The 17,941-nt window shown below is 35.6% G+C and carries 17 protein-coding genes and 1 tRNA gene; 6 read left to right on the top strand and 12 right to left on the bottom strand.

Features of this window, described 5'->3' with window-relative positions:
- Positions 1 to 142 precede the first annotated feature (142 nt).
- Together nagZ and TY11_RS01665 are read right to left on the bottom strand one after the other, a co-directional pair.
- A complete protein-coding gene (nagZ, locus tag TY11_RS01670; RefSeq protein WP_042142230.1) occupies positions 143 to 1,837 on the bottom strand; it encodes a beta-N-acetylhexosaminidase in 1,695 nt (564 codons plus the stop codon).
- 31 nt (positions 1,838 to 1,868) lie between these two features.
- Positions 1,869 to 2,399, bottom strand: a complete 531-nt coding sequence (locus tag TY11_RS01665; RefSeq protein ID WP_052345687.1) for an NUDIX hydrolase — start codon at positions 2,397 to 2,399, stop codon at positions 1,869 to 1,871.
- A 180-nt stretch (positions 2,400 to 2,579) separates the two neighbouring features.
- Between TY11_RS01665 and TY11_RS01660 the strand changes: the two genes are divergently transcribed.
- A tRNA-Ala gene (locus tag TY11_RS01660) sits at positions 2,580 to 2,652 on the top strand.
- 113 nt (positions 2,653 to 2,765) lie between these two features.
- Here the strand turns inward: TY11_RS01660 and TY11_RS01655 are convergent.
- Complete coding sequence (locus tag TY11_RS01655; protein ID WP_052345693.1) at positions 2,766 to 4,163, bottom strand: right-handed parallel beta-helix repeat-containing protein; 1,398 nt, start codon at positions 4,161 to 4,163, stop codon at positions 2,766 to 2,768.
- Between the two features lie 227 nt (positions 4,164 to 4,390).
- Between TY11_RS01655 and TY11_RS01650 the strand changes: the two genes are divergently transcribed.
- Positions 4,391 to 5,155, top strand: a complete 765-nt coding sequence (locus TY11_RS01650) for a YqcI/YcgG family protein (protein WP_042142228.1) — start codon at positions 4,391 to 4,393, stop codon at positions 5,153 to 5,155.
- Between the two features lie 88 nt (positions 5,156 to 5,243).
- On the opposite strand, the gene TY11_RS01645 is transcribed toward TY11_RS01650, so the two are convergent.
- Positions 5,244 to 5,573, bottom strand: coding sequence for a DUF4870 domain-containing protein (locus tag TY11_RS01645; protein ID WP_081755790.1), 330 nt, complete (start codon positions 5,571 to 5,573; stop codon positions 5,244 to 5,246).
- A 177-nt stretch (positions 5,574 to 5,750) separates the two neighbouring features.
- Here TY11_RS01645 and TY11_RS01640 point away from each other — a divergent pair, with 177 nt between their 5' ends.
- Positions 5,751 to 7,775, top strand: coding sequence for a prolyl oligopeptidase family serine peptidase (locus tag TY11_RS01640; RefSeq protein WP_042142224.1), 2,025 nt, complete (start codon positions 5,751 to 5,753; stop codon positions 7,773 to 7,775).
- A 39-nt stretch (positions 7,776 to 7,814) separates the two neighbouring features.
- Here TY11_RS01640 and TY11_RS01635 read toward each other — a convergent pair whose 3' ends face one another.
- The 6 genes from TY11_RS01635 to TY11_RS01610 form a co-directional block, all read right to left on the bottom strand.
- Positions 7,815 to 8,525: an ABC transporter permease gene (locus TY11_RS01635; protein WP_042142222.1), complete on the bottom strand. Its 711-nt coding sequence runs from the start codon at positions 8,523 to 8,525 to the stop codon at positions 7,815 to 7,817.
- The gene (locus TY11_RS01630; protein ID WP_042142220.1) at positions 8,522 to 9,373 is read right to left on the bottom strand and encodes an ABC transporter ATP-binding protein; all 852 of its coding nucleotides are present in this window, start codon (positions 9,371 to 9,373) and stop codon (positions 8,522 to 8,524) included. The genes TY11_RS01635 and TY11_RS01630 overlap by 4 nt, the downstream gene beginning before the upstream one ends.
- Before the next feature lie 110 nt (positions 9,374 to 9,483).
- The gene (locus tag TY11_RS01625) at positions 9,484 to 10,533 is read right to left on the bottom strand and encodes a LytTR family transcriptional regulator DNA-binding domain-containing protein (protein ID WP_042142218.1); all 1,050 of its coding nucleotides are present in this window, start codon (positions 10,531 to 10,533) and stop codon (positions 9,484 to 9,486) included.
- A gap of 141 nt (positions 10,534 to 10,674) precedes the next feature.
- Complete coding sequence (locus TY11_RS01620; protein ID WP_042142216.1) at positions 10,675 to 11,292, bottom strand: TetR/AcrR family transcriptional regulator; 618 nt, start codon at positions 11,290 to 11,292, stop codon at positions 10,675 to 10,677.
- 87 nt (positions 11,293 to 11,379) lie between these two features.
- Complete coding sequence (locus TY11_RS01615; protein ID WP_042142215.1) at positions 11,380 to 12,405, bottom strand: ABC transporter permease; 1,026 nt, start codon at positions 12,403 to 12,405, stop codon at positions 11,380 to 11,382.
- Positions 12,395 to 13,126 carry an ABC transporter ATP-binding protein gene (locus TY11_RS01610; RefSeq protein ID WP_042142213.1) on the bottom strand — a complete coding sequence of 244 codons (732 nt, stop codon included), beginning with the start codon at positions 13,124 to 13,126 and terminating at the stop codon, positions 12,395 to 12,397. Before TY11_RS01610 ends, TY11_RS01615 begins: the two co-directional genes overlap by 11 nt.
- 192 nt (positions 13,127 to 13,318) lie before the next feature.
- Between TY11_RS01610 and TY11_RS01605 the strand changes: the two genes are divergently transcribed.
- Both TY11_RS01605 and TY11_RS01600 read left to right on the top strand, forming a co-directional pair.
- Positions 13,319 to 13,780, top strand: coding sequence for a hypothetical protein (locus TY11_RS01605; RefSeq protein ID WP_042142211.1), 462 nt, complete (start codon positions 13,319 to 13,321; stop codon positions 13,778 to 13,780).
- An 87-nt stretch (positions 13,781 to 13,867) separates the two neighbouring features.
- A complete protein-coding gene (locus TY11_RS01600) occupies positions 13,868 to 14,062 on the top strand; it encodes a hypothetical protein (protein WP_042142209.1) in 195 nt (64 codons plus the stop codon).
- A 232-nt stretch (positions 14,063 to 14,294) separates the two neighbouring features.
- Here TY11_RS01600 and TY11_RS01595 read toward each other — a convergent pair whose 3' ends face one another.
- Positions 14,295 to 15,113 carry a squalene/phytoene synthase family protein gene (locus tag TY11_RS01595; protein ID WP_042142207.1) on the bottom strand — a complete coding sequence of 273 codons (819 nt, stop codon included), beginning with the start codon at positions 15,111 to 15,113 and terminating at the stop codon, positions 14,295 to 14,297.
- Between the two features lie 194 nt (positions 15,114 to 15,307).
- Positions 15,308 to 16,363, bottom strand: a complete 1,056-nt coding sequence (locus TY11_RS01590; protein ID WP_042142205.1) for a hypothetical protein — start codon at positions 16,361 to 16,363, stop codon at positions 15,308 to 15,310.
- 190 nt (positions 16,364 to 16,553) lie between these two features.
- Between TY11_RS01590 and TY11_RS01585 the strand changes: the two genes are divergently transcribed.
- On the top strand, positions 16,554 to 17,708 hold the full coding sequence (locus tag TY11_RS01585; RefSeq protein ID WP_081755789.1) for an AI-2E family transporter: 1,155 nt from the start codon (positions 16,554 to 16,556) through the stop codon (positions 17,706 to 17,708).
- The last annotated feature ends 233 nt before the right edge of the window (positions 17,709 to 17,941 follow it).

Here is a 17,941-nt window from a genome sequence, read left to right as displayed (position 1 = left end):
AAAAAACGGGAGTAATTGCCTAGGACTTCAATTCCAGACTAAAGACTCAAATAAGCATTATTTTATAAAGATTTAATGTATTTTCTTTAATTCTAAGCATGAAATGGGGATATATGAAATAGGACTGCTCATATGAACAGCCCTATTGGAATAACTCTTTAATTTGCTCATTAATCAGCTGGATGTCTTGGTATTTAACCGGATCATCGTTTACATGATATTTTTCCTTTAATTCTATAATTCTCTCAACACTTTCATCAATACGTTCCTCACTAATTTCACCATCTTGTACAGCAGCCTTTATCGCTTCAAATGATCGAACAATATCTTCATAATGCTCACTAATTAAAATGATGTCATTACCTGCCTTAACTGATTGGACAGCGGCTTCTCCAATCTCATAATGATTCTCTATCGCGTCCATCATCATATCATCCGTTACGATTACACCTTCAAAGCCCAACTCATCTCTTAGCAAACCTGTAATAATTGGTTTAGACATGGAAGATGGATATTCCTCATCTAATTGTTGGAATAGTATATGAGCCACCATAACAACATCTGCTCCCTCATGAATGCTATCGATGAACGGAATTAATTCCAGATCATAAAGTTGAGCTAAGCTTTTATCAATACGTGGTAACTCCAAATGTGAGTCAACCGATGTATCTCCGTGGCCTGGGAAATGTTTGACGACAGGAATTATATTTTCATCCTCCATCCCTTTCATCGTTTGAATTCCAAGTTTACTAACAAGCTCAGATTCATCTCCAAAAGCTCTATCACCAATGACTGGGTTTTTTGGATTACTATTTACATCCATAACCGGAGAATAGTTCATATTCATGCCGAAAGCCTGGAGTTCTTTTGCTAAAATAGTACCAATTTGATACGAGAGCTCTGGATCATTTCTTAATCCAATTTCCTTATTTGTTGGGAGTTCTTCAAGTCCAGGAAGCCTTCTAACACGTCCTCCCTCTTGGTCAACTGATAAAAATAACGGAATTTTATTGGTAGCATTGATTTGTTTTATTCCATTTATAAAATTTCTTGATTGACTATAACTCGTTAAGTTATCACTAAAGAAAATAATACCCCCAACCTTATAGTCCTCAATTAAATTAATTGTTTCTGGTGTCGGTGTTGTTCCTTCAATTCCGGCTATAATCATTTGACCTATTTTTTCATCAAGGGTCAAGGATTCTGTTAAACTCGGTTCCTTTTCCTCTGAATCAGTAGGTTTTGTATATACAGATATATGATGAACTACTGGATTTGGATCATTATCAGAAGGTCTGGGCAAAATCCATTTTAGCTGGTAAATTTCATTTACATGATATACCAAAATGATTTGGTCTACTTGATCATCTTTGTAATACCTTTGTTCATCAGCTGTTCCAGCAGCCTGGATGATGTCTCCATAGTGTATATCCTTTAGTTCTTTCCGATAGGATCGAACATCAAAGATAGTATCGTCGCTATATCCAAAACTAACTGTACCATCTTCATAACCGATATATATCCCGTCACCTGCAGTAATTGAGCTTTCAGGTTCTCCAAAATTAGATTTCACTTCACTAACTAAAGAATCACCAGCTATAACTGGAATATCAGGAACCTTACCTTCCTTTGCATGCTGGATAGTCTTCTTTACAAATAGGATGGGCGGATCTGGTTTTATCTTACCAATTTTGTCAATTGGAAATCGCTCCATTTGCTGTGTATCTTTTGCAAAAAAAGTTGTTTGTGTTGATAGAAAATTTTTCCCCATCCAAATTGTACCTATTATGACGAGAAGGATAAACAATAGACTTATAAACTTAAAATACTTTTTCATGTAATCGTCCCTTCTCTAGTTTAATGATAGATTACGGTTGCTTATCTTGGTTCCGTTTCATGATTAGATTTAGCTGATGGAGAACATAGTTTTCTCTCCTAAGAAAGCTGTTTTGGTCTAGCTGATCAATAATGTTTTGATTTTGCTTAATTGCTACCTCTGGCTCGATCCAAACAGGTGTAAATTGCTCTTCATGCTCATAATCATCTAATTCCTGATTAACTTTATACTCATCTATCAATTCACAAAGATAATAATGGGAAGTCATTTGAAACAAGGCATTACTATCATATTCATCTATCCTTCTCTCCATAACTCTTCCAATTTTATATTTCACCTGACAATTAACATAACCGGTTTCTTCTCTAATCTCTCTGATTAGTGATTCTTCACGGCTTTCCATTTCTTCAACACCGCCGCCTGGAAACTTATAATAGCCCCGATTTGAATGGACTAACAAGACGCTGTCTTTTATATAAATAACGCTTCGTACAGCTACTCTTTCATTCAGATAGGTGTAATTACTATTTCTCTGTTCTTCCATCAATTTATAAAAATTCAAGATAGCACCTCATCATTACTGTTTCATGAAATTTATAAAAATGCCCTTACTAAAACATTATACTTTTCACTATAGAATTAGACGTATTCTTTTTCCAATATGTTGCACCTTCTATTTTACTAACAGTCTTATAGGATTGAAAATTATTCCTAAATTGACTATAATAATGGTATATATTACGGGGCATTAGCTCAGCTGGGAGAGCGCTACACTGGCAGTGTAGAGGTCAGCGGTTCGAGCCCGCTATGCTCCACTGATACAGAGAGGACTCAAACCCTTGTTATTATTGGGATTGAGTCCTTTTATTTTTATATGGCTTGTAGTTGTTTAGAAATATCAAAAGAGCTAAATTATTAGAATACAAAATTAGTCTACAATTTTCTTTGCAGGCGAATCCTTTTTCAGCCTAAAATCATAATTGTTTGCATTTTGATATCTTGGATCTAAATAACTGGATTTCTCATCACTTTTTGAAGCTTTTTTGAATTCATGAAAAGATGTATATTCTTCCTCTTTCCATATCCAAATACCCGTCTCTCCTTTTTCTTTGTGAAATACATTCTTTTGTAGTTTATTTTCTTGATTGGTTGTAAAATAGTTGGCGATAAAAATCCGCGATGGTCCAGCAGATAAAATATTTCTTTCTATCACATTGTTTTTTGTATCATGTTGTAATAAAAGCTGTCCCCCACCTAGCCCCTCCGTGTCATTTCGATAAAGAATATTTTGAGAGATAGTAGAATTGATCGTACCTCCCCGATCTCTATCATACCCACCAATCGATATCCCAGTGTAAAAGTTGTCATAAATAATATTGTTTATTATCTTAATGTTATCAGCGTATTTTTTAACATGCTCAGAGGTTGCTTCAATTCCAATATCACTTTTATAAATGGTATTCTTTTCAATGGTTATATTCTTTCCACCATCTACATAAATTCCGCCAGCAGAATAATCTTCTCCATAAGATGGGTTGCCGTAAGAGGATATTTCATAAACTTGATTATTTTTCACTATACCATTTCGCACATAGTCTACTTTTTTATCATTAGAGGTGCCTTCATAACCAATCAGATCAATCCCGATATTATCACTTCGTCGAACTATATTATTATCCACTGTAAAACCGTCAATATTTCCATTTAGAACAAGAGATTCACTTGAACCGAGTTTTAAATCTTCCAACGTATTATTCAAAATATTTATATCTTTCATTTTGCCAGTTCCGTATATAGCGATTCCATGGCCATTCCCATCATCTGCATGGGTTTCAATCCGCTGTACAGTGTTATTTTCTAATGTAATATGATTGCTAGAGCCTGTTACATAAATCCCCATTACTGTCTCATCTGCTAAATCAGTTGATAAATCCTGGATAATTAGTCCACTTATGGTCACATAGTTTTTATTATTTATCGTAACTAAAGATGTATCCCCTTCAACATCCTTTAGGTCCTTCCCACTAAGAACAACCTTCTCCTTGTTGTAGGCTTTAAAAGTAATTGGTTTTGATTTGGTGCCACTATGTTTAACAACAAGCTTTTCATTATAGTTTCCTTTTCGTATGAGGACGGTAGTCCCGGCATTTGCTTCTGACGCCGCTTTATTTAGTGTGCGAAACGGCTTTGATTTTGTACCAGTATTTTGATCATTTCCATTTATAGCTACGTAAATAACTTGATCCTGCTTATCATAAATATTTTTAAAAACAAAAACAATCATAATAGCAGCTGCAGCCAAGAGGAATAAATTGATTCTTTTCATTACATCATTCCCTTTCTCTATTTCTCTCACCTCTATCCTTTTTAAATAAGGATAATTTATCATCCTCTCTTCTTCCACTTAACTCAAACCCTTATTCTATTGGGTAAGTCCTTTTTGTTTTGTAACAGTTCGTTCCGACTAAACTTATGAGCCCATTATCAATTCAGAATTTCACCAATTACCTGCTAGGCTGAATACATTATAGAGAGCCTATGGAGGTGATTCGAATGAATACATTATATAAAGACAGTCCGTCTAATAGAAATAATTTAAACGAATTGGAAAGAGCTATACTGGAAAAATTTGAACTAAAAATAAAAGATAAGGGAAATCCATTCCCTTGTATCCCTGCTACAATTGGATTTTCAACGAATCAACTACGCTACGGATTTATTATTGGGGATCCAAGAAAAAATTCAACCGTAAACGAACTGGCATTCTTATTAAGAGTTTACTCAGAAAAATCGAATGAATTCGGGGATTACACTTCTCTAATTATTTTCTATCAACTTCCAGAAGAGATTAAAAAGGCATATTCAGTCGAGGAGTATGAGCAATTATTTTGGCAACAACTAATTCAATTAACTGAGGTTGATAAATTAGAATGGCCAGAGGATATTCCTGTTGAAGCCAATCATCCAATTTGGGAATTCTGTTTTCACGGAGAAAGATATTTCATGTATTGTGCAACCCCAGAACATAAGAATCGCAGGAGCAGACATTTTGAAACAATGATGCTTGCAATTACCCCAAGATGGGTCTTGCAAACTTTTAATAAATCAAAAAATCGAGCAAGGAAAATAAAAGAACGTGTTAGAAAAAGGCTTATGGACTACGATTCTATCGAAGTGCATCCTGATCTCAATAGTTATGGTGTAGCGGATAACTACGAATGGAAGCAGTACTTCTTACGTGACGATGAAACAACCTTATCAAATTGTCCTTTTCATCGTAAAAATACTACTATTAATCTTAATAATTTTAGGCTATAGCGGGATTTACTACAAGGAAAAATCATGGCTAAATAATACATTAATAAGAAAACGTTCAAGCAGTTACTCCTACTTGAACGTTTTCCCTTTACTGCTGTATAAACCGAATAACCAATGGCATTCTAAATGCCTCTCCTTGAAATGCCTTTACAGCTGCAAGTATAGTCAGAACTAATGCTGCAACCCCAACGACAAAAATTAATACAAAGCCAATTAGGATAATCATTAAAATACTACTTACAATGCTATAAATTGTGAATGAAATAATAAAATTGAAATACTCTTTCCCATGAAAATCCACAAAATCTGAGTTATCTCGCTTTAACAGCCATATTAATAGTGGACCTAGTACAGGTAATGGAAAACTTAATACATATAACAGCATTGCAAACAAACGATCGTCTTCTGTTGTTGCCATTTTAATCTCCTCCTCTAAACTTTCCTGCATTTATTGTATCTTTATTAACCTATAACGTCTATATTCCACAAAAGTTTCAATTATTATTTAATAGCTAAATATTTTCCTATTATTAAAAGGAAATAGGGAATATTTCTCGAATATTATATATAAGACAATTTCAGGAGGGATTCATAATTGATCACCGTAAAAAAAGATAACATCGTAGAAGATTACCATGGAACAAAAGTAAGTGACCCATATCGCTGGTTAGAAGATCCGACTTCTAGTGAATCAATAGAATGGAGTAACTGGATGGGAGAAAAATGCACTACGTATTTCTCTGGATCAAACACAAAAGAGGCTGACCGTAAGAGACTAGAAGAACTTTGGAACTTTCCAAAGTATTTTGTCCCGAAAAAAGTTAAAGGAAAACTTTATTATCAAAAAAATGACGGTTTGCAAAACCAAGCAGTTCTTTTCCGAAAAGAAGACGATAAGGAAGTCGTTGTACTAGATCCAAACAATTTCAGCGAAGACGGAACAGTTGCCATGACGAATTATTCCTTTAGCAAGGATGGAAAATACCTAGCATATGCTACTTCAACGCATGGAAGTGATTGGCAAGAAATACGAGTTCACGACCTTTCCACTGGTAAGAACTTAGATGATCACATCCAACACGTTAAATTTACTAGCATAACTTGGGCACCGGATAATGCTGGGTTTTTCTATAGCAGATTTCCTGAACCGGGTAGTGTAGCACCAGAGGATGAGAGTAACTATCACAAAGTATTTTTCCACAAATTAGGCAATACACAAGAAGCTGATGAGCTGATTCACGAGCAACCCGAGGATAAAGAGCTAATGTTTTCATCCTTTATCAGTGATGATGAAAATTATATTTGTTTATATGTTTATTTAGGAACAGCTACCGAAAATCGTCTTTATTATAGACCAATTAACTCCAGTGAAAAGTTCATTCGTCTGTTAGACAAAGCCGATGCGGAGTACTTATATGTAACAAACCAAGAAACGATCTTCTACTTCAAGACTGACTTACATACCCCAAATGGGAAAGTTATTGCGGTAGATATCAATAAACCAGACCCATCCAACTGGAAAGAAGTTATTCCAGAGCAAGAAGATGTCATAGATTTTGTTATCTCATTAAATAATAAGTTAGTTATTGGATTGTTACACGATGCTCACCACCAACTCAAAATATATAATCTTGATGGCACATACTCTCATGATATTAAGCTGCCTATCCTCGGTTCTTTAACAGATATTACTAAGAGTAAAGATGAAAACGAAATTTATTTTGGTGTTACATCTTTCTTAAGTCCAACGGTTATCTATAACTACAGCATGGAAACAATGGAATTAAAGGTAGTTGCTGAGTCTGAAATACCTTTTGATACATCAGAATATGAGACCAGTCAAATATTTTACACTTCAAAGGACGGTACCAAAGTTCCAATGTTCTTAACCCATCGAAAAGGCATCGAATTAGATGGAGAAAACCCCGTCATTTTATATGGCTATGGTGGTTTTAATATCAACATGACACCAGCCTTTAATCCCGCACTTCTTCGTTGGCTTGAAAAAGGTGGTATCTATGCCGTTGCGAATCTTCGAGGTGGTACAGAATACGGAGAAGAATGGCATCGAGCTGGAATGCTTGAAAATAAGCAAAATGTTTTTGATGATTTTATATCTGCTGGGGAATGGTTAATAAATAACAACTATACGCGTAAAGAAAATCTATCCATTATGGGTGGTTCAAACGGTGGACTATTAGTTGCCGCTTGTATGGTGCAAAGACCAGATTTATATGGTGCTGTCTTATGCCGTGTACCAGTTATTGATATGCTGCGTTATCACAAATTCACCATAGGCCGTTACTGGATTCCGGAATACGGTAGTGCCGATAATCCAGAGCAATTCCCATTCCTTTATGCATATTCACCACTGCATAATATTCAGAACGGAGTGAAGTACCCTCCTGTGTTGATAGCCACTGCGGAAAGTGATGACCGTGTTGTTCCAGCACATGCTAAGAAATTTGCAGCAACCTTAATGGAGAAAGCTGATCAGGATTCAACTATTGTGTTGCGACTTGAGGCAAAAGCTGGTCATGGATTAGGTAAACCTACCTCTAAGTTGATTGATGAGTGGGTAGATTTTTATGCGTTTTTGGATAATGAATTAGGAAAATAATTAATAAGAGCGTCCTTCAGCGGACGCTCTTATTATATTCTACTCATCCAATTCTCGCTTCTTATAAACGACTCCAGATAAAACAATACCCACGACAGCCCAGGCTGCGATGACTGCTAAATAACTCCATAAATCAGCAAAGCCTGCTCCCTCTTCTACCTTATATGCAAACTCTACTAGTTGAATGTTTGGTAGATACTCTACAAAAGAAAGTGCAGGGTATCTTTCAACTAATCCCATTAGCATAGAACCAAAACCAAATAAAAAGATAACTGGCATAATGATAAAGGATGCTTCGATTATTGTTCTAGAAATCAATCCTAAAATTGTACCAATCGCTAGGTAGAACACCATAGAAATAATTAAAGCAATAGCTATCATGATGATATTGGTAGGGTTATATCCTGTGATATAAGCACAAATAATTAGAGTTAAAACAGATAGTACTATGGTTACTAAACTTTTTCCCATAAGAATTTCGGTAACCGATGCTGGTGAAAGCATTAATCCTCTTAGTGTATGCTTCTCCTTTTCTTCTGCAATTACTGCACATTGAATAAATGCTGTAACAGATGCCAATGTAAGGTTGATAATCATATAATGTAAATCAATTGTTTGATCCATCATTTTGCTATAAAATACAGCCATCACTATCGGTAAAAGTATAATAGAGCTTACAAAGTAATTTCTCCATAAATCCTTCCAGTCTTTTTGTAAAATCGCGTAAATTCGCTTCCATGATAATGTCATACTAATAACTCCTTCCCTGTAACTTGTACGAAAATATCTCCTAATGTTGGTTCGTCGGAATGAATAGAAACTACTTCATTCTTGGACATATACTGATAAAGTTCGTCTGCACCTTCAGCACCGTTAGGAATGCTTACTACGTTACCATTCTTCAATTCTACTTTTACACTACCATTAGCAAACTGCCTGCGTAATGTTTTTGGTTCATCTAATAATTGAATTTTCCCTTTGTGAAGGAACGCCACTCGATTACAAAGTGCTTCCGCTTCACTCATATCATGAGTGGTTAAGAAAATTGTTGTACCTTTTTCATTTAACCTGCGCAGCCCTTCATGGATTTGCTGTGAGTTAGCAGGATCCAGAGCTGATGTTGGCTCATCCAGGAACAATAAATCCGGCTCATGAAGTAGGGTTCTCGCTAGTAGTACACGCTGCGTCATTCCTTTTGAAAGTTTAGAAACAATTTTCTTCTTCTCGTTTCCTAGGTTAACTAAATCCAAAACCTCATCCATTCTTTTCAATGGTACATGATATAAGTCACAATATAATTTCAAATTATCTTCAATGGAAAGACGTTGGTATAGGCCACTATTATCAGAGAGCACTCCTATTCTTTGTCGAAAAGAGCCTTTATTTAAAGCAGAACTTTTTACACCGAATACAGAAGCTTCTCCAGAAGTCTGTAGTAACTGACCGGTTAATATTTTTATAGTGGTTGTTTTCCCAGATCCACTCGGTCCTAAAAATCCAATTATCTCTCCTTTTTTTACGTTAAAATTGACATCTTCTAATGCTGCTTGGTTTCCAAAAACCTTTGCTAAATTTTTCACTTCAATAATATTTTCCATTTTACTCCTCCGTGGTGATTATTTTTTCGTTGTACCCTTAGATTAGGACATAATAAGGGTTTTGACAGCAAAAATCTCGTGAAAAGAGTAATTTTCGGGTTGAATGGAGCTTATTTTAGGCCCAACATTTCCTTTAATTGCGTCATTTTGGTTTTCGATAATGGAATAGTTGATTTAGGTTTATCATCCAAAACTAAACTATAACTATTTCTTGTCCATGTAATGACCTCTCGAACTTTTTGGAGATTTACAATATAAGAACGGTGGCACCGGAAAAATCCAAATGGCATTAAACGTTCCTCCAGTTCATTCATTGTGAAAGTACTGGGAAACGCTTCACCTTTTATGAAAACATTAGACTGTCCATCATTACTTTCAATATAATCGATCTCTGGTGGATCAAATAAAACAATTTTTTCATTTATTTTGGTAGGAATTTTATTAAAATTAACCGTAATAGGTGTGTCCTCTTCTTCTTTATCAGGAACCTCTTCTGCTTCTTCAACTGTTGGGGCTACTTCATCTAGCATCTCAACCTGATGCAGTCCTTCATCATCTAGACGATAAACCACGTCCGACACGGTAATAGCATTTTCCATATTTCCAGTTAAAATTAGGGCAGATTTGCCTTTTTCTTTGATATGATCCAGAACATTTAAAAAAACCCGCTTGGTCTCTAAATCAACATTTAACTCTGGCTCTTCAAAAATATAAAGAAAAGGATCTTCTAGTAATATTTTAGCGAAATGCACTCTTCTTTTTTCAGAGAAGGTTAGTTTATGAACAGCTTTATTTATCAGTGTATTTAGCTGTGTTAGCATTAAAACATTATCAATAGATTGTGATGAACTATAAAGCTGGGAATAAAACTTTAGATTATCCTGTACGGATAACCTTTGATAAAGTTCCTGCTCAAAAAAACTTATCCCTAATTGATAGTCACTTATCTTTTGACGTTTTTCTAGCTTATTTCCAACAACTTTTATCTCACCTTTTCCTAATGGCAGTTTTCCAAGAAACATCTTCAATAATGATACTCGAATATTAAGGTTAGAATGAATGGCCACTACTTCTCCTGCATTTACCGCTAAATTAATAGCAGGAAATAATAATACATCTTTTTCTTGTCTCTCTAAATTATGTATAGATAAAACTTCCATCTGAATCACAATCCCCTATAGTCTCGTTAACTTGTAACTACTTTATATATGTTTTTTATCTTATCTAATATTACAACTATTTGCTAGTATCGTTTTTAAAAAAATAGTTTGCATGAAAAAAGGTAGGGACTTAACTCCTACCTATCTTTTGGCTATTCCATTTGATAATACTTCAATTATCCGCTCAATCTCTACTTCTTCATTCCATTCAACCTCTGGTAAAATCACATAACTTGTGATGATATAAGAAAATATAGATGAAGCTACCACACGAATAATGGTATCTGGATGCATGTCAATAATCTGTCCTCTGGCTTGGAAATGTCGGACAATTTCTCTCAACCTTTCAAAGACCTCTTTACCAATATGTTCAATTACTTGTTTCTTTAACTCTTCATGAAACGGCAATTCCTGAATAACAACCCGAATCAACGGAATATTGTTCTTAACAAACTTAATCCGATTCGAAACCATCGCTCGAATAAAGTCTTGAAAAGTACTAAACTCCTTATCCAACACCTTGTTTATATCCTTCTTCACCGATGGCCCGATAACTTTAATCAACGTTGGCGAAACAATGGTTAGTAACAGATCCTTTTTCGATTTATAATGACGGAATATTGTTCCCTCGGCTACACCTGCCTTCTTAGCTATCTCACTAGTAGATGTTGCGGCATATCCTTTTTCGGCAAACAAATCCGTTGCTGCAGCTAATATTCCCTTTTGTTTTTCCGTTAGGTTTTGATCATTAGTAAACAATGTCTATCTCCTCTTATCTCCATCAGATGGATAAGCTATATCGTTATCATACGGTAAGTCTGATATTAGATGCAATTGGAAGGAACATTATATTTTTCTATATTTCCTGAGGGCAATGATATTTAGAATCATAAATAAAATTGAAAAACCAAGCAACACGAATATTTCCAAATATATTTCATTCCACCCAAAACCTCTAACCATCACATCTCGCAGTGCTTCTGCTGCATAATAAAGTGGGGTAATCGGTCCAATCCAACTTAGCCAATTAGAAATGGTTTCCAAATTAAACAATCCCGAAAAGAATACTTGCGGAACGACGATAACCGGGATAAATTGAATCATCTGTAGCTCGTTATTTGCAAACGATGAAATTAATATCCCTAATGTCAATGCAGTAAATGATAGGGATAGGATAATTAAAAGCAAATAAAAAAATGAGCCTTCCATCATCATATCAAGAACATAAATAGTATACGCAGCAATAATGGTGGACTGAATCATGGTGACAATTCCAAACCCAATTACATACCCAGAAACTATCTCCCATTTACGCATTGGTGTGGATAGTAAACGTTCTAATGTTCCAGTAGTTCGTTCCCGAATAAAGGAGACACCTGCAATAATAAATACAAAGAAGAACACAAAGAACCCTAATAACACTGGTCCAAAATAGTCAAACTGTCCCATCTCACTTGAACCATGTAAATAGTTTACCTCTAGCTCCTCTAGAGGAGATTTCTGTATATTAACAAAAGTAGATTGCATCCATCTTAATGTTTCCCCATTTTTAGTTGGGTCACTGCCTTCCAAATAGATAACTGGCTTTCCGTCTGAAAAAGTCAAATATCCATCTATTTCCTGTGCAATTAAATCCTTTTCTGCGTCAGTTCCATTGTCATAGTTCGTGATTTCCGCATCACCCAAATCCGTGCTTTTCTCTATAGCATCAGGAATTTCAACAAGCCCTACTTTCGGAACATAATTATCTCCATTAAAAACAAGATGGAGCATGGTCAACACTAAAATTGGTGCAAAAATTAACATTCCCAAAGTCCTCTTATCCCGAACAATTTGCCTTAAGATTCGTACCGTTAACGCTTTAATCCTCATTTACTTCACCTCCGTACACCAGAAATGCCTCTTCAATGGAAGATGAATGCGTATCTTGCTTTAATTCAGTCGGAGTGCCTATTGCAATTAAAGAGCCCTCACGCATCAGGCCAAGGCGATCACATTTTTCTGCCTCATCCATTACATGAGTTGTTACAATGATTGTTGTACCTTTTTCATTTAATTGATAAAATGCATCCCAAATCTTTTTACGTAATACCGGGTCAATTCCAACAGTTGGTTCATCTAGTATTAATAATTCTGGTTCATGAAGAAGTGCAATTGCTAATGATAACCTCCGTTTCATCCCACCAGAGTAGTTGAAAACCAATTTATTAATATGATCAGTTAAATCAACTAGTTTCATAACTTCGCGAATTCTTTCTTGCTGTTTTATTCCTTTTAATCCATATAAGCTAGAGAAGAATTGAAGATTTTCTTTTGCAGATAAATCCTCATAAAGCGCATCTGATTGTGCCATATAACCAATTCGGTTAATTACGTTTAACATCGGCATCTTTTGACCTAAAACAGTATTTTCACCTGAAGTAGGAGTATCTAATCCTGAAAGTTCTTTTACCAATGTGGTTTTTCCAGCTCCCGATGGACCAAGCAACCCAAAAATCTCCCCTTCCAAAATATCTAGATTGATATCTTTTAAAACAACATGCTTCCCGAATTGCTTCGTTACATTTTTTACCGATACACAAATATTGTTCATTTATAGAACAACCCCCTCAATAGTGAGTGATTACTCACACTTAATATACATTGCGTTGTCATTTTTGTAAAGTGAGTAATCACTCATTTATAAAAAATAATCTATTGACTAGCCCATTCTTACCAAATAGACTCCCCTCCTAGTTAATTTCCCCATATAGTAAATGGAATACATTTTAAGGAGGAATACGAATTGAATCAATTTGAACCACCATATAATGATGATGAGAGACAATTTAATTTACCTGGATTTGGAAATCAAGGGCAATTCCCTGGAGGTGGACAGACAGGTGGATTCTTCCCAGGAGGAGGTCAGTTTCCAGGTGGTTTCCCTGGATTTCCTGGTCAATCACCTGGTTTTCCTGGAGGGGGTTTTCCCGGACAGCCCGGTGGAGGTCAGCAAGGTGCACCAAATACACCACCACCAAGCTTTACACCGCAGCAATCGCAATTTCAGGCATTTGCAGTTGATCCAGGAGCAATCAGAGGATGCCTATTTCGCTTCACCTTCATTTGGCTAGAGAACGGTAACTCTTTCTGGTTCTTTCCAACCTTTGTTGGACGAAACTCTGTTGCTGGCTTTAGGTGGCGTCGTAATCGTTGGGTCTACTTTGGAATTGACTTAAACAGAATCGCTTCTTTCCAATGCTATTAGACGTGTGTTTAATCGACTAGTTTAATATAATTGTTACGAACAAGTCTACCTCCTTCTGCATAGAATACAGTGGAAGGAGGGATTTTTGTGTGGGATAAAATAGTAGGCTTATATCTGGCAGCTATTTTAGCTGGATTTGCTTTATCAAGAGTACCAACCTCAGCACTTGTGACACCACAAATTAAAACCATTCTAGTACTTGTTGGTGGAATTGTCATTATTGTTTTTGCAATTGCAATTATACACCTTGCCATAAAAGCACTCTTTCATAAGCATTCATAATAGAGTTATTATCCATTATAAGATTAGAATGAAGAGGCCCAAGCGGTCTCTTTTTATCTCATGAATTTTCTGAGGAGCACTGCTTACTGAGGAAACCTTCATTGGGATAAATGAAGAATAAGAGGACGACATACATCATTTGAAGTTGAAATCGTGGTTGAAATGAGGTAAAAAATAGTTATAAGATCAAATTTGCAAGAAAAAAACACGGTTAATCACCGTGTTAATTTCCTTAACTATTTAAAATATCATTAACTGTTGATTCCACTTCTTCTCGAGACATTTTTTCTTTACCGCTTTTCAAGGCATTTAATGTCCGATGTGCTAGTGCAAGTGGAATTTTACAGAATAGGGTTATATTTTTGGTTTTAATGGATTTCATATATTCATCCGCTTTAGCTAAGTTAGCTTCTGCATAGGCAAACATGTCTTCTCTACTCCAATTATCCGGGAAAAACTTAACTCCACGTTCCGCATCCTCATCTTGATTGCGCAACACATTAACAGCCTGTAAGCCTCGTCCGTATCCAATAGCTAACTCGGGAACAGTATCCGTATTATCGTACCAACGCCAAATGTCGGAAAGCATTACACCAACGAGACCAGCAACATAATACGTATAATCATCTAAATCTTCTTCTGTACGAATCTGCCAGTTCTTTTCCACCCAATCAGCCATTCCGTTAGCCATTACACTTGTTGACTCTTTCACTTTGGGAGCGATGTCATCTGGGCAGAAGGCAATCCAATCACCAAGTCGCTTCGTTACTTCTGGTAATTTCTCCTCATATGGTTTAATCAATTGCTCGTAGGCTTCCACACTAAAATTATTCTTTAATAGTTCACTAGTAGAACGTAATAGCTGCTGTTTTGTTTCCGGCTCTAGTTCTTCATGATCCTCTATTTCGTCAATCGCACGCATACATAGGTAGGCAGCTCCAACTGTTTTACGTAATGTTGGTTTTAAAAGCTTTATCGGTATATAAAAAGTCCTGCTCGTCTCTTTCAGCATCTTCATAGCTTCTTTTTCTAATTTCACTACATCATTCAAGCTGGTATATCCTCCTTAAAAACACATACACAGAGATAAATTTGCTTTGTAGAAAGGGATTCCTTGAAAGCTATCCTTCCTTAGAATCCCTTTATCTATCATGTATATCATCTAATGTTATTTTACTCTTAACATAGGTAAAGTATAACAAACTTTTGAGGATATTGCTTAAATTAAGTCATCCAGAACTATTACTATTCCGCGGTAATAGTAATCTTTTGATTAATTGCTTTTCCTTCCCCTTGTTCCACAACAAGATCACCTAATAGCTTGTCACCCATTTCCCCATATGCTTCTTTTACCTGCTTACCATTGTTACCATCAGCAGGGTCCACCTCTAATTTGATATCGTACTTCTCTAAATCTTTTATTCTATCATCCTTTTCTGGATCCTTAATATAAATAGTTGCAGACCCATCAGGGTTGGTATAAGCTGTACCATTAAATCCTGTCGTAATATAGTTTGGAATACTACCAGTTGCACGAATAAATGTTTCTTCTACCAAATTACTTTCGATGTTTATCACTACATAATCTTCAAATTTTTCTACGCTCGGATTAATCCAGACATTCGCATCTCCTAAGTCGTCAGGAATATTCCATTCTGGTGCTTCGATGGCAAAGGTTTGCTCTTCTCCATCAAATACGATTGTTTTATGGAAGGTCGCTTTACTTAATACTTCGTCCTCATATGAATCATAGTAAACCCTTGCAAAATTGCCTGTTATACCTTCAGAATAATGCTCTGTAATTTCTTCCGCTTGGTTACCCGATTCGAATGAAAGTTCAATATGTAATACGCCTTTGAAGTCATCTGGAACTCCTGCTTCCAGTTCAAAATCCCCAGTGCCTTCAACTTTACCAAATCCATTTCCACCAATAATTATGCCATCTACGGAATCCGTATTTAAAGCTAGTTGTGATTCTGGCAGCAAATTCGTTTTACCTGAAAGTAAAATTTTATTGCCTTCAACCTTAAAATCTCCCTCAAACCAAACAGCTAAGTCACCTTGATCTTCAGGTGCAGTAGAGTCATCCACTTCAAAGGAAACATCTTCTGATTCCTCCTCTTCCTCAACTACTTCACCCTCCGTTTGGTTTTCTTGCTCCGTGTTATCTCCTAATGCTTCTTCTGTCTTTTCACTTTCTTTAGCAGTCTTTTCTTCATCTTTGGTATCACCACAAGCAGCTAGAGCAAAAATAAATGCAGTCAATATTACGATTAATAACCTTTTTCCATTCATTTTCATGACACGTCCCTTATTTTATGATTACCTTTTCATAATAGACTTGGGTCAATCTAATCAGCAACAGGACTTTATACTTAATTTATTATTAATCCATTAGACCTTTTCACTAAAGCCCAAGAGGTATCATCATCTAGAAATGGAATATTTCACCTCCTTCCTCTATAATAAAAATAAAAAGGAGACCCACTACATGAATTCTGATAATCGCTTTATTAAATTCCTCGGGGGAAAAAATATCGTCTTCGTTCTATCCGTGTTGATTTTAATCGGACTAATGATATTTATTTATGATCAAGTATCATTTGTTTTTAACCCGGTGTTTGTTATCCTATCAACCATTACACCCCCAATTATTCTAGCATTTATTGCATTTTATCTGTTAAATCCTATTGTTGATTTACTAGAAAAGATAAAAATCAAGCGTATTTGGGGAATTATTATAATCATCATTGGTATTACTGGTTTATTAACTGGGTTAATTCTATTAATAGCACCAGCAATCGAAAAACAAATTACCGATTTGATTTCTACATTTCCAGAATATGTACAACAGCTATGGCTCGGTTTAAATGAATGGGTACAGAATTCATTCCTAGCTCCCTACTATGATCAGGCCTATGACTGGGTAGTATCAAATTTCAGTAATATTCCTGGTATTATAGGCTCATATATTGTCGATGCATTTGCAGGAGTACGAAACTTTGCAAGCACCGTTACTAATTTTGTTGTGGCACTTGTTACATTTCCGATTATCCTATTCTTTTTATTAAAGGACGGGGATCGTTTTAAGGCTTATTTCTTAAAATTATTACCACCGAAATACCGTGGTGACGTGAATCAAATTATAAACAATATGGATGCTCAGGTTGGATCTTATATTCAGGGACAAATCATTGTCGCATCGTGTATCGGTATCCTCTTGTACATTGGTTATTTAATCATAGGTTTGGATTATGCAATTACATTAGCTATTCTGGCAGGTATTCTAAGTGTTGTTCCTTATCTAGGTCCTACACTATCTATAATCCCTGCAGTTATTATCGCGATTGTAAATTCTCCATTCATGCTGTTAAAACTTGCCATCGTATGGGTCATTGTTCAATTCCTAGAGGGTAACTTGATATCGCCTAATATCATGGGAAGAACAATGAAGATTCACCCATTAACAATCATTATTGTCTTACTCATCGCGGGTAATCTATTCGGGCTTCTTGGCGTAATTCTCGGAATACCAGGCTATGCTATTATAAGAGTACTTGTAACTTACGTATACAATAAATTCAAGGAACGCTATAACCGATTTTACGGTGAAAAATATGGGGAATATCCACCAGAGGAAAAATAAAAAGGTTGGCTTTAGAATAAGTAGTTCACTTACCGTGGAGAAAACTTAAAATCACAAAACAAATAGCATATGGTTTCGTAGTGCTTTTACTACTAATATTTGCAATTGAATTAACACACAAAAACGCTTGATTAGAAATGAACTGCACCCCAATTGTTGGACACACAAACAACAATTGGAGGTGCAGTTTTTTTATGGCTAAATATACATTTGAAGAAAAATTATCTGCAGTT

The sequence above is a fragment of the Paucisalibacillus algeriensis genome, from assembly GCF_000577245.1.
In the GTDB taxonomy this organism is placed as follows: domain Bacteria; phylum Bacillota; class Bacilli; order Bacillales; family Amphibacillaceae; genus Ornithinibacillus.
Note: the sequence above shows the minus strand (reverse complement) of the source record. Positions and strands in the feature narration are given on the sequence as shown.

Bases quoted from the DNA above. Each gene is read 5' to 3' on its own strand.
- TY11_RS01585 (WP_081755789.1), top strand. From the start codon at position 16,554: ATGAATTCTGATAATCGCTTTATTAAATTCCTCGGGGGAAAAAATATC.
- TY11_RS01655 (WP_052345693.1), bottom strand. From the start codon at position 4,163: ATGAAAAGAATCAATTTATTCCTCTTGGCTGCAGCTGCTATTATGATT.
- TY11_RS01645 (WP_081755790.1), bottom strand. From the start codon at position 5,573: ATGGCAACAACAGAAGACGATCGTTTGTTTGCAATGCTGTTATATGTA.
- TY11_RS01590 (WP_042142205.1), bottom strand. From the start codon at position 16,363: ATGAAAATGAATGGAAAAAGGTTATTAATCGTAATATTGACTGCATTT.
- TY11_RS01630 (WP_042142220.1), bottom strand. From the start codon at position 9,373: ATGGAAAATATTATTGAAGTGAAAAATTTAGCAAAGGTTTTTGGAAAC.
- TY11_RS01625 (WP_042142218.1), bottom strand. From the start codon at position 10,533: ATGGAAGTTTTATCTATACATAATTTAGAGAGACAAGAAAAAGATGTA.
- nagZ (WP_042142230.1), bottom strand. From the start codon at position 1,837: ATGAAAAAGTATTTTAAGTTTATAAGTCTATTGTTTATCCTTCTCGTC.
- TY11_RS01615 (WP_042142215.1), bottom strand. From the start codon at position 12,405: ATGAGGATTAAAGCGTTAACGGTACGAATCTTAAGGCAAATTGTTCGG.
- TY11_RS01635 (WP_042142222.1), bottom strand. From the start codon at position 8,525: ATGACATTATCATGGAAGCGAATTTACGCGATTTTACAAAAAGACTGG.
- TY11_RS01650 (WP_042142228.1), top strand. From the start codon at position 4,391: ATGAATACATTATATAAAGACAGTCCGTCTAATAGAAATAATTTAAAC.
- TY11_RS01610 (WP_042142213.1), bottom strand. From the start codon at position 13,126: ATGAACAATATTTGTGTATCGGTAAAAAATGTAACGAAGCAATTCGGG.